We start from the raw sequence: 12262 nt of genomic DNA on the forward strand, positions 1-12262 counted from the left end.
GTCGCTGGGCCGGGAGAAGTCCTCGACGGGATGAAGTCGCAGGGCCGGGCCGCCACCACGGTACGCGTGGGGCGGCCCGGCCCTGCGCTCAGGAACCGGCTTCAGGAACCCGCGCGGTTCAGGACGCGCCCTTCAGGTGCCGCATGAGGCGTTCGAAGTCCTGCCAGCCCGACAGGTCCGAGGGGTCGCCGGGCAGCGGGTAGTAAAGCGCCGGGCGGGTGCGTGGGCCGAGTTCCCGCGGACGTTCCGGCAGCGGGGTGCGCCGGGCCCGGTCGCCGGGCATCGTGCGGACCTCCTCGGCGCCCAGCACGAACGCGTACGGCACGCCCGGGCCCTCGAACCGGGGCGGCACCGAGAGGTCGCGGCGGGCCCGGCGGATCTGCACCAGCATGGACTGCAGGTCGTGCCGGGTGGCGAGCTCCTCCGCGGCGGCGGGCACGGCGTCGTGCGGCACCTGCTCGTGCGCGCCGTAGCCGAACGCCAGGGTGACGTCCTCCTCGACACCGGCCTTGGTGCGGGTGACGCGCACGGTCGCGAGGCCGGGCCGCTCGGGCGTGCCGACGACCACCAGCCAGGTCGACGCGGGCGTCCGCTCGTGGGCCACGTCGGTCAGCTGCCGCAGCGACCAGGGCAGGTTGGCGGGTTCCTCGGTGCCCCAGCCGGCCGGCGGCTCGCCGGTGACCGCCCGCCACACGGCCTCCACGGCGCCGCCGAGCACCAGGCGGTCGTCGGCCGGGTGGACGGTGCGGAAGGAGATCGCCAGTTGGCGTTCGCCGGTGTCCTCGACGCCCTCCCCGAAGGTGCGGGCGACGGGCGTGCGCGGGTCCGCGGGGGTCGCCTCCGGCGAGTCGACGGTGACGAAGAGACCGTTGTCCCAGCGCAGGACGGCCCCGGACAGCCCGTCGTAGTAACCGTCCCGCTCGTCCTGCACCACCCAGCGCGAGGGCCAGCCCGGCAGGGCGTTCCGCACCGCCGGGGACATACGGGTGCCCGCGGGGGTGACGATCTGCAGGCCGCGTCCGGCCTCGCCGGCGGCGCGGAAGGCGTCCGCGAGCCACGCCGTCATCGCCACGACGGGGCGGTCCTGGATGACGACGGCGACCTTGTCGGTGAGGACGTCGACGGCGGGCTGTGCGGCGGCCTGGGCCGGCACGACGCTGATGCCGTCCGTGCGGACCAGGGCCATCGAGCGCGCGGCCTCCCGGGGCCAGGCGGTGCCGCCGACGAGCGTGGCCAGCCGGGCGGCGAACGTCCCGGCGAGGTCCTCGGCCTCCTTGACGCCGGTCGTGGCGCGGGCCTCGGTCCACCAGTACGGCGTCTCCGGCTCCCGCGCCCCGAGCAGCCGCTCGGCCTCGCCCCGGACCTGCACGAGCAGGGGCGCCTCGACGGAGACCAGCGGACGGCCCTGTTCGTCGCAGAGCCGCACCACCGCTCCGTCGCCCTCGGCGCCCACCAGCTTGTCGGGGCCGCCGGAGAGCAGGCCCGCGAGCACGCTCAGCGGGTCGGGCATCTTCTTCGTGAGGGCGATGACGTCCTTGGTCATGGGTTCACCTGGTCCCCGCGTAGACGGTCTGGATGAGGCGGGTGGCCTCGCCGCGGCGGAGCAGGGTGCCCCGGCCCGGCGGCTGCTGGCTCGCGTACACGCCCGGGAAGAGCTGGCCCTCGCTGCGGTCGCCGGCCATCACCAGCGCCGAGGCGCCGGACTCGCGCAGGCTCTGCAGCATCGGCTCGTACAGGCCGCGGGAGGCGCCTGCGACCCGCCGGGTCAGGACGAAGTGCAGGCCGATGTCGACGGCGGAGGGGATGTACGGCACGAAGGGCGCCAGCGGCTGCTGGCCGGCGGTGGTCAGGACGTCGTAGTCGTCGACGAGGATCACGATCCGCGGTCCCGAGAAGCTGCCGGGCTCCAGGTCGGCGCCGTCGGCGCCCTCGTCGGGCAGCCGCTTCTCCAGTTCGGAGGCGATGCCGGCGGCGAGGCCCGCGCACAGCTTGGCGTTGTAGGCGTAACCGCCCCGGTACTCCTCGGGGATGGCGCCGCGCAGGCCGCGGCGGGGGTCGAAGACGCCGAAGACCAGCTCGTCGTCGCTGTAGCGCTCCATCAGCCCCTGGGTGATCACCTTGAGCAGGTTGGTCTTGCCGCACTCGCTGTCGCCCATGATCAGCAGGTGCTGGTCGTGGTGGAACAGGTCCAGCAGGACCGGGGCGAGCTGCGTCTGGTCCAGGCCGATGGGGACGCGGCGCGGCTCGGCCGCCGGGGTGGGCAGCTGCTGGGGTTCCAGGACGTGCGGCAGCACCCGCACCGGCTGGGCGACCTCACCGGTCCAGGTGGCGCGGACCGTACGGGCGGTGCGCTCCAGGACGGCGCCGAGGTCGGCGGTGTCGGCGAGGGAGTCGGTGCGGGGCAGGGCGACCTGGGCGAACAGCTTGCCGTCGGTGAGGACGCGGCCCTTCTCCTCGGGCGAGAGGGTCTGGGCGAGCTTGCGTTCGATGCTGGACTCGCTGGGGTCGTTCAGGCGCAGCTCGACGCGGGTGCCGAACTGGGACTGGGTGGCGATGCGCACGTCGTTCCAGCGGAGCATGCCGGCGACGACGTGGATGCCGTAGCCGCTGCCGCGCTTGAGGATGTCGGCGACCGCGTCGTCCAGTTCCTCGAAGTCGTCGCGCAGCGCGCCGAATCCGTCGATGAGCAGCACGATCTCCGTGGAGGCCAGCTCGGTGACCCGGCCCGCGGCGCGCAGGGTGCGCAGCTGTTCGAGCGAGTCGACGGAGTGGACGCGGAAGAGCTCCTCGCGCTGGTCGAGCATGGCCCGCACCGAGTCGATGGTGCGGGCGGCCCGCTCCCGGTCGGCGCGGCCTGCGATGCCGCCGACGTGCGGCAGCCCGGACAGTGCCTGCAGACCGCCGCCGACCAGGTCGAGGCCGTAGACGCCGACCTCCTGCGGGGTGTGGGTCAGCGCCAGGGAGAGGGCGAGGGTGCGCAGCAGGGTGGTCTTGCCGGACGCGGGGCCGCCGATGACGGCCGCGTGGCCGCCGGCCAGCGTGAGGTCCAGGTACCACTGGCCCTGCCACTGCTTGGTGGGGTCGTCGAGCACGCCGAGCGGCACCCGCAGCGGACCGCTCCGCTTGGCCAGCTGCATGCCGCGCGGGCCGACCTCGACGGGGCCGGCGACCTTGTCCAGGGCGACGGCGGCCGGCAGCGGCGGCAGCCAGATCTGCCGCACCGGGCGGGCGCCGGCGCCTTCGAGCTGGTCGATCATCACGCCCATCTCGGTGGGCCCGGTCTCCCTGCGCCGCATCTGCGGCTGCTCCACGGGAGCGGCGGCGGACTCCTCGCCGAGCGAGTTGTACGCGTCGTAGGCCAGGGCGAGCGGGCCGGTGTCCTCGCTCTCGCGCTGCACGGGGCCGCTGTAGCCGCCGGAGACGTAGCTCGCCTTGAACCGCTCGTAGTGGCTGGTGTCGACCTTGAGGTAGCCGAAGCCGGGCAGCGGCGGCAGGTGGAAGGCGTCCGTGGTGTCCAGCACGGTGCGGGACTCGTCGGCGGAGAAGGTGCGCAGGCCCAGCCGGTACGACAGGTAGGTGTCCAGGCCCTTGAGCTTGCCGCCCTCGATGCGCTGGCTGGACAGCAGCAGGTGCACGCCGATGGAGCGGCCGATCCGGCCGATGGAGAGGAACAGGTCGATGAAGTCCGGCTTGGCGGTGAGCAGTTCACCGAACTCGTCGATCACCACGAACAGGTGCGGCAGCGGCTCCAGGTCGGGGCGCTTCTCGGCGCGCAGCGCGGCGTAGTGGCCGATGTCGGCGACGTTGCCGGCGTTCTTGAGCACCTGCTGGCGGCGCTTGACCTCGCCGGCCAGGGAGGAGTGGACGCGTTCGACGAGGCCGGCCTGGTTCTCCAGGTTGGTGATGACGCCGGCCACGTGCGGCAGGTCGGCGAAGGGGGCGAAGGTGGCGCCGCCCTTGTAGTCGACGAGGACGAGGGCGAGGTCCTCCGGCGGATGGGTGGCGACCAGCGCGAGCACCAGGGTGCGCAGCAGCTCCGACTTGCCGGAGCCGGTGGCGCCGACGCACAGGCCGTGCGGGCCCATGCCCAGCTCGGAGGACTCCTTCAGGTCGAGCAGGACGGGCTCGCGGGAGTCGCTGATGCCGATCGGCACGCGCAGGAACGCCCGTTCGCCGCGCGGCGCCCACAGCCGGTCCAGGTCCAGGCGGGCCACGTCGTCGATGCCGATCAGCTCGGCGAAGTCGACGGGGCCGGTCAGCGGGGCGTCGGCGCCCATGGAGTCGGCGGACAGCCTGAGCGGGGCCAGCATCCGGGCCAGTCCCTCGGCGAAGGCGGTGCCGACCTCGTCGACGGTGCCGTGGGCGCTGATCGGCTCGCTCTCGCGCAGGTCCTCGATGACGACGCGTTCGCCCTCGACGGTGATGCGGACGCCGACGCTGCCGGGTTCCTGCACCCGCTCGTCGAGCAGGTGGAGCACGCTGACGCCCATGTCGCGCAGGCCGACCGCGTCGTCGGGGCGGGGCAGGTCCACGGCGTCGTCGCCGTGCGCGTCGGCGACGACGATCAGCCGGGAGGACATGGCGAGCGCGTCGCGGCCGGACAGACCGCGGCGCACCTCGGCGGCGTAGGAGGCGCGGCGGCGCAGCTCGGGGCCGATCTGCCGGGCCAGCTGGGGCATGGAGGGGGCGATCCGGCGGGCGGCGACAGGCCCGTCGAACTGCTCGCCGTCGAGCAGGTGGGGCAGCCACTTGGCCCACTCCCAGTCGCCGATGCGCTCGCCCGGCGCGGCCAGCGCCATGGCCACGTCGTCGGGCGCGTGGGTGGCGGCGGCCTGCGCGAGCAGGGCGCGGGCGACCCGGAGGGTGTCCTCGCGGCGGCCGATGACGCTGATGTTGCCGACCCGGTCGAGCGGGACGGTGAGCGGCAGTTCGGTGCCGGTGCCGAAGCGGGAGACCAGCGCGGAGGCCTCGTTCAGCATGAACTGGTCGGGCGGGGTGAGCACGGAGGAGCCCTGGTCGCCGATCTTCAGGTCGCGTACCGGCATCTCGCCGGTGCCGACCCGCACGCGCAGGAAGTCGCCGTCCATGCGGCGCCGTTCCCACAGCCGGGCGGGGTCGCGCACGATGTCGTACAGGGCGTCCGGCGGCGGGTTGAGGACCTGGGCGCGTTCCCGGCGTTCGCGCTCCTCCGTGGACAGTTCCTCCCGCAGGTCCTCCAGGTAGGCGAGGTAGGCCTCGCGCTGGGTGCGGCGGGTGCGCTGGGCCTTGCCGCGCTGGGAGAACACCAGGATCAGCGAGCCGATGATGGTGACGACGAGGATGATCGCGCCCAGCGCCGCGAACTGGCTGTTGCGCACGACGGTCATCATCACGACGGACGACATCACACCGGCGACGGGCAGCAGCGAGGTCGCGATCGAACCCGTCTTGCCGTCGGGCAGGTTGGGCGGTGCCTCTATGGTGCGCGACGCGGGGGCGGCCGGGGGACGGGTGGTCCGGGCCGGGCGGTGGATCAGTCGGGTGCTCATCGTCGGTGCCTCTGCGGGTTCCCTTCCGGGGAGCTCAACGGCGCTTCTGGGACAGCTGGAAGACCTCCGCGGCGAGGCCGGCGGCGGCCTGCCGGGTGGCCCGCGCGAGCAGGTCGGTGCGGATGGCGCCGCCCGCCGCGAGATGCCGGTCGTACGGCAGGATCCGCACGCTCGCGCCGGTCGCCTTCAGCGGTTCGGCGGCCTTGGCGAGGTCGACGCCGGCGTGCGGGACCGTCTCGGTGAGCACGACGACCGTCGAGGTGGTGATGTCCCGGGGCAGTCCGCGCATCCACTGGAGCACGGCGTGGGTGCTGGCGACGCCCTCCAGCGTGGCGGGCACGGTCAGCACCCGCGCCTGGGCGGCCGACAGCGCGGTACGGGCCACCTCGGCGGGCAGCGTCTCGCAGTCGACGACGGTCACCCCGAAGTAGCGGCGCAGCGACACCATGACGCGCTCGTAGGCCTTGGTGTCGAGCATGGCGCCGACCTGGCCCTGGCTGCCGGGCAGCAGCCAGGCGTTGTCGGGCAGTTGGACGAGGTAGCCGGTGACGTCGAGCAGCGACATCTGCGGCTCGACGACGTCGGCGAGGTCGCCCGTGGTCCAGCGCAGGTTCTCCGCACCGAGCCGCAGCGGCAGGGAGCCGAGCGCCGGGTCGGCCTCGATGACGAGGACCGGGTCCTGCCGGTAGTGCGCGTAGGTGGTGCCGAGCAGGGCGGCGACCGTCGTCTTTCCTGAGCCGCCGCGGATGGAGGTGACCGCGATCTGCCGGCCGGTGGTGACGGCCTGCTGGAGCACCTCGGCGGTGGCGGTCGTCTCGGCGACCTCGCGCGCGGCGGAGGAGGAGACGGTACGGCGTACCGCGCGCAGGGCGCGGGCGGCGAACGGTTCGCCGCGGCGGGGCTTGAGGCCGGTGTCCGCGATCCGCCTCTCGACGGCCGGGCGGGAGTCCGGGGTGGCGCGGGAGGCCGGGGCGCGGCGGGCGGGCGCGGGCCGTGCGGGGGCGGGCGCCGGGGCCTGCTGCTGGGGGTGGGCGGCGTAGGCCTGGCCCTGGTCGGGGTACTGCTGTGCCGGGTCGGGGTACTGCGCCGGGACGGCGGACTGCCCGCCGTGGCCGGGGTGTCCCTGCTGCGGGTGGTGGGCGGCCTGCGGCGGGTGGCCGTGCGGCGACTGCTGCTGCGGGTGGCCGTGCGGCGACTGCTGCTGCGGGACGTCCGGGGTGGGCTGCTGCGGGTAGCCGTAGGCGGGGCCGGGACCGGGCTGGGAGGCCTGGGCCTGGGGGTAGCCGTACGCCGGGGCGGGGCCGGGCTGCGGGCCCGGCTGCCCCGCGGACCCCTGCTGCGGTTGCTCCTGTGGTGGGTGCGCCTGGTCCGGCTGCGCGCCGGGCTGTTCCCCGGACCGGGCGCCCGGCTGCGCGGCACGCGCTCCGCCCGCGCCGGCCCTCAGGTCGCGCAGGACGTCGCCCTGCCAGTTGTCCCCGCTCGGCATGTCGCCCTTTCCCTCCCGCGGCGCTCCCGCTTCGTCGTCCCGCCCGGAGCGACGCGCGTCGGCGTCTGGTATTCGAAGCCTCAGAACTTGTTGAGCAGTTGCCCGTAGATGCCGAACACCCCGACGGCGAGCGGGAAGAGCCCGATCACACCGAGGGACTCGATCAGGTCGGCCACGCGCCGCAGCCGCACCCGCACGTGCTCCGGCGGCTCGATCGCGAGGACGAGCAGCGGCAGCAGCGCCGCGGCGGCCAGCAGGACGAGCGCGCCTGCACCGCCCGCGTGGTCCAGCCACAGCACCGCGAGCCGTACGACGAGCAGCGCCGCGGCGCCGAACAGCGCCACGACCTCGGCGACCAGCGGGAAGGCCCGCGCCCGGGACAGCAGGACCACCGCGGTGAGCGAGGCCAGGACCACCGACCACGCGGCCGGGTCCTCACCGGTGGTCAGCAGCCAGCCGCCGGCGGCGGCCGAGGCGGCGGTGACCACGGTGGCGAGCGCGAGGCCGCGATGGGTGGCCGCGAGCGCGTTGCCCACCTCGTGCCGGCTGACCGAAGTGCCCGTCGAGCGGCGGTCGTCGAGCCCGGTGAGCCCGGAGGCCATCAGCGCGAGCCGGGGCAGCAGGCCGAGCAGCACCACGGAGAAGACCGCCATCACGGCGCCGAGCCGCTCCGGCCGGTCCTGCACGGCGGCGACGGCCTCCCACACGACGGTGATCAGGGCGGCCGCGCCGGCCCCGATGAGTCCGCCGCGGCCCAGCGGCGAGAAGAAGGCCAGCAGGACCAGCGTGACCACCAGGGCGGCGACGACCCCGGCCAGCCGGGCGGTGCCCGGCCAGTCGTAGGCGTCGGCCGTCGTCCAGGCGGCGAGCACGCCGAGTCCGCCGGACGCCATCAACAGGGCGCTGGCGAGCGCCACGTTGCCGCCGCCGGTCTTCGCCGCCACCGCGCCGGCGATCAGGAAGACGGCGGTCACGGCGAGCAGAGCGGTCGCGACGGACTCCGGCCCGAACTCCCGGCGGGCCAGCACCGCCGCGGCCACGGCGAAGGCGAAGGTGGCCACCCCGGCGCTGGCCCGGCGCGCGGCCGGACGCCAGCGCCAGGCGCGCAGGTCGAGGTCGTCGGCGACCTGGTCGGTGACGTCGTGCACGACCGGGGCGGGAGGAGCGGCGTGGGCGCGCACCAGGCGCAGTACGGCGCCGTCCGGGACCTCGGCCGAGGACAGCGTGGCCTCGTGCGGGAGCACCGAGCCGTCGGTGCTGATGAGTTGCCGTGTGGTCGGCCGGGTGGCGGCCCGGTCGTCGAGCAACTGCAGTATGTCGGGGAGCAGTTGGCCGATCGGCGTGTCCGAGGGCAGAACGATGTCGGCGCGTCGCCGCTCACCGACCAGGGTGACCCGGCTCAGTTGAGTCCGGGACGTCGTTGATGTGCTCACCACTCACCGGAACCTATCATCGCGTCGTTTCGGCCATCGTCGTCGGCCGACGTGCTCACGTCAGTCACGCACACCGGGTTCACTGCTTCTCCCCACCGTCGGCGGCGGACCTGCCGGGCGACGGGTTGTACATCTGCTCCTGCTGCTGGCGCTGCTTCTCCTGCTCGGCCCGCTGCTTGGCGAGGGTGGACTGGACGAAGGACCAGCCGATGCAGCCGGCGCACAGGACGGCGGCGATGGCGATGCCCGCGAAGATCTTGCCGAGCCGCTCGTCGGCCGTGCGCCGGGCGCGCTGCGCGCCGAACAGCAGCGCGTCGCGCATCCGGCGCCGGCGCACCGCCACCGACTCCAGCAGTTGGCTGTCGTAGTCCCGTGCCATTCAGTCGTCGTCCCGTGCCGTAGAGGTCGTCGTCGTCGTTCGTTCGTCGTCGTTCGTTCGTTCGTCAAGCGTGCGTCGTCGGTCGGCGCGTTGCCGTCCGGTGCGTGGGTGCGCGCGCCGGGGGCGCGTCAGTCGTCGGGGGTGAGACCGAGGAGGCCGCGCATGGTGGCGTACTTCTGCGTCAGCCGCCGCGCCGTGTGCTCGTCGAGCACGGCGAGACGGTCCGGGTCCGCGTTGTGCGCGAGGTCGGCGGCCTTGACGAGCCGGGCCCCCGGGGTGGTGAGAATCCGGCGCGCGTACGCCTGCGGCTCCTCATCCGGCTGTTTGGTCACGGCCCTGACGACGTCCTTGGTGCGCTGCGGCAGCGCGGCGTGCGTCAGCCACTCCTCGCCGAGCGCCCCGTCCTCGACCGCGTCGTGCAGCCAGGCGGCGGCGACGAGGTCGTCCTCCCCGCCCCGTGCGCGCACCCCTTCGGCGACGGCCGACAGGTGCTCGGCGTAAGGCCGTCCGGCCTTGTCCGTCTGCCCGGCGTGCGCGGTGCGGGCGACGGCCTCGACCTCGGTGAGACTCATCTCCTGCGGCATGCGGTTCCCCCTGACTTCGCTTCCGCAACATAAGACATGGACGCGCCATGCGTACAGCCGGGGTGCGACGGCCTCTCGCGGCTTTTCACACCCCTCCCGACAGCCCTGTGACGATCATGAAGAGCACCCACAGGGCCGGGACGAGGGCGACGTACGCGCGCGGGCGCCGGCGTACCGGCACGCCCGGGTCGCGACGCGGGCCGAGGGTCCCCGGGCCCGGGGCGGGCAGCCGCTTCACCCGGCGCACCGCGAGGACGTTGCGGACCAGCGTCAACGGCGCGAAGACGAACAGCGAGAGGGGGCTCCACCAGCCGACGCAGAGGGTGTGGGTGGTGTAGGCCCGGTACACGGCCAGCCCGCAGGTCATGCACAAGGGCCCGGCCGTCTTCTTGAACCCCATGAGGACGACGAGCCCGCGGTGGGCCCGGAAGGCGACGTCCACGGCGGGGGAACCTCCGCAGAACCTGCACATGAGGAGGGAACCCTCGCGGTCGCCGGCGGGTTCCGGCCGGTCCTGCGAGGCCTCGTCGCCGGCTTGGTCGAGGGGGCGCCGCTCGTGGTCCGGTGCGGCGGGGCGTCGGGCCATGTCCTCGATCGCGGCGACATCAGGGGCCTGCGCGACCGGGCCGATGCCGGGTTCACGGCTGAGCAGGCTGAGGACGCCGCGCGGGGCCAGGCCACGTCCGTGCAGTTCCCGCGCCCTCTCGTGCCACTCCGCTCCCGCGAGGCCGTCCACCGGGCGCTGCACCCAGCCGACGCCGGCGGCATCGCCCCAGAGGTACCCGGCGGTTTCGCCGCCGGGAGCGGTGACGGTGACGTAGTGCACGGGGTCGGGTGTGCTGGTCGGGCCCTGCGGCACGGATCAGCCTCCCGCAGCCAGTTCCTTGAGCGCGGCCAGGGACGGGGCCTCGGTGCGGGAGCCCGGCACGACGTGGCTGTGCTCGTTGTCGTTCCCGCCCTGCGCGAGCTCGGTGAGCAGCGCGGTCGGCGCCAGCTCACGGGCCCGCCCACCCCGCAACGCCCGCACCCACCGCCCACCGGCGTTGACGGCCTGCGGCGAAAGGCCCTGCGGCACCACCCAGCCGGCCGCGCCGTCCTTGTCGTTCGCCCACACGTACCCGATGACGGTCCCGGCCCGGTCGGCGACCTCCAGGTACGCGACCGGTCCGTCGGTGTTCCGGTTGTACGTCGCGGGACCTGCCACCTGCTTCATCTGCAGGTCTTCCGCGAAACGCGAGTTGAGTGGTTGCTCGCTGCTCATGATGTCCACATTCCTGTATGTCTGCGCGATCCGCAAAGACGGCCCCGTCACCCTCGTCAAGGGCCGATCAGTGCGACCTCGGCAGGACCTCCCCGTACGCGTGCCACTTGCCCGCCGAGTCCATGAAGACGCGTGTCACCTTGTACTGCGTGCCGCGCGCCAGCAGCAGCTCCCGCTCACCCTTGTTGGCGGAGATGTAGTCGATCCACAGAGCGGGCGTGCCCTTGGGCACACGCCAGTGCATGACCACCGGCTGGTGCTCGAAGGCCGGGTCCTTGCCGAGCGACGTGGAAGTGTAGCCGTCGTCGCCGTAGGTCCCGCCCTGCATGTCGAGCGGCGAGTCCAGTTCCAGGTGGTCGATCCGGGTACCGCGGACGACCATGATGTCCTCCGGTACGGGGCGGGTGCCCATCACCCGGTCCATGTTGTCGACGATGTCGGTGACCGGCGGCCGTACGGTGCCGTCCCGCAGCTGGCCGTTGATCTGCGTGTAGTAGAAGTCGCTGTACTTGTTCAGCGCATCCTTGGCGGCGGGGTCGAGCTGGTCGATGTAGTTGTTCCAGTACGCGTCGCCGTACTCCTGTCCGGCACGGTTGCTGGAGCTCGGGTACGGGTTCGTCCCCCGCTCCAGCTCCGCCGTCGCCACCGCGTGCCGCTCCGCGTCGGTGGCCAAGTTGTCGAAGTCGTCCGCCGACATGACGGGCTTGTACTCGAAGGGCTCTGCCGTGCCGCTGCCCGGGAGGTCCGTGCCCTGGTGGGGCGGGGTGCCCGGGGCGTCGGTGCCGTGGTGTGCGGCGCCGTCCACGACGTCGTCCCCGAGGCCCGTGTGGTCGCCGAGGTCGGTGTGGTCGCCGGTGTGCGCCGCGTCGTCCCCGTGATCGGCGCCGTGAGCGGCGTCGTCGGCGTGACCGCCGCCGGGGAGGTCGTGACCCGGTCCGTGCGGGGCGTCCGGGGTGTGGCCGCCCGGGCCGGGGGTGTCGGTGTGCGGCGTGGCCGGGAAGTCGTGCACCGGGTTGGCCCCGGCGGTCTGGTGGTACCAGGGGGTGCCGCCGGGGTGACCACCGCCGGTGTGCGGTGCGGTGGTCGGCGTCTGGTCGTACGCCGACGGCGACGGCGCGTGGTCGTAGGCCGACGGTGACGGCACGTGGCCGTACGGCGTCGACGTGGGCGGCGGTCCGAACTGGCCGCCGGGAGCGTTGTGGTGCGCGGCGTTGTCGACCGTGTGCGGCACGCCGTCCCCCGCGTGCACGCCCGCGTACACCGGCGGCTGGCCGGCGCCCTGGATCGTCCAGTGGGCCGGAAGCGTCGGGGTGGTCGTGCCGTGCGGAACCGTCGGCCCGGTCTCGTGCGGGACCGGCGTGGTGTCGATGACGCCGTTCGGCGTCACGAGGTTGCCGTTCGGGTCCATCAGACGGCCGTCGGGCAACTGGACGGAGCCGTCCGGGAGGGTGGGGATGTCGATGTTGCCGACACCCTTGAGGCTTGTGGCGATGTCGCCGATCTTGGACAGGCCGGCGCCTGCGCCCTTGGCGATGTACGTCATCGGGTCGATGACCTTCGCCGTGGTGCCCAGCACCTTCGCGACCGCGCC

At 73.8% G+C, this 12262-nt stretch carries 9 protein-coding genes; all 9 read right to left on the reverse strand.

The window, feature by feature from the left end; genetic code table 11:
- Nucleotides 1-118: 118 nt before the first annotated feature.
- Nucleotides 119-1543: a DUF6177 family protein gene (locus tag ACIP2X_RS27010; RefSeq protein WP_401677216.1), complete on the reverse strand. Its 1425-nt coding sequence runs from the start codon at nucleotides 1541-1543 to the stop codon at nucleotides 119-121.
- A gap of 4 nt (nucleotides 1544-1547) precedes the next feature.
- Nucleotides 1548-5528 carry a type VII secretion protein EccCa gene (gene eccCa / locus ACIP2X_RS27015; protein ID WP_401677218.1) on the reverse strand — a complete coding sequence of 1327 codons (3981 nt, stop codon included), beginning with the start codon at nucleotides 5526-5528 and terminating at the stop codon, nucleotides 1548-1550.
- A gap of 34 nt (nucleotides 5529-5562) precedes the next feature.
- Nucleotides 5563-7014 (reverse strand): hypothetical protein, encoded by a 1452-nt coding sequence (locus tag ACIP2X_RS27020; RefSeq protein WP_401677220.1) that lies wholly within the window; start codon nucleotides 7012-7014, stop codon nucleotides 5563-5565.
- Between the two features lie 80 nt (nucleotides 7015-7094).
- On the reverse strand, nucleotides 7095-8450 hold the full coding sequence (gene eccD, locus ACIP2X_RS27025; RefSeq protein ID WP_401677222.1) for a type VII secretion integral membrane protein EccD: 1356 nt from the start codon (nucleotides 8448-8450) through the stop codon (nucleotides 7095-7097).
- Nucleotides 8451-8526: 76 nt separating this feature from the next.
- Nucleotides 8527-8826 carry a hypothetical protein gene (locus ACIP2X_RS27030; protein ID WP_401677224.1) on the reverse strand — a complete coding sequence of 100 codons (300 nt, stop codon included), beginning with the start codon at nucleotides 8824-8826 and terminating at the stop codon, nucleotides 8527-8529.
- A 128-nt stretch (nucleotides 8827-8954) separates the two neighbouring features.
- On the reverse strand, nucleotides 8955-9410 hold the full coding sequence (locus tag ACIP2X_RS27035) for an HD domain-containing protein (protein WP_401677226.1): 456 nt from the start codon (nucleotides 9408-9410) through the stop codon (nucleotides 8955-8957).
- An 85-nt stretch (nucleotides 9411-9495) separates the two neighbouring features.
- Nucleotides 9496-10269 (reverse strand): hypothetical protein, encoded by a 774-nt coding sequence (locus ACIP2X_RS27040; protein ID WP_401677228.1) that lies wholly within the window; start codon nucleotides 10267-10269, stop codon nucleotides 9496-9498.
- Between the two features lie 3 nt (nucleotides 10270-10272).
- Nucleotides 10273-10671, reverse strand: a complete 399-nt coding sequence (locus ACIP2X_RS27045; RefSeq protein WP_401677230.1) for a hypothetical protein — start codon at nucleotides 10669-10671, stop codon at nucleotides 10273-10275.
- A gap of 67 nt (nucleotides 10672-10738) precedes the next feature.
- On the reverse strand, nucleotides 10739-12262 hold a 1524-nt coding region (locus ACIP2X_RS27050), incomplete at its 5' end, for an ADP-ribosyltransferase (RefSeq protein WP_401677232.1).

The organism is Streptomyces sp. NPDC089424, from assembly GCF_044749345.1.
Lineage (GTDB): Bacteria > Actinomycetota > Actinomycetes > Streptomycetales > Streptomycetaceae > Streptomyces.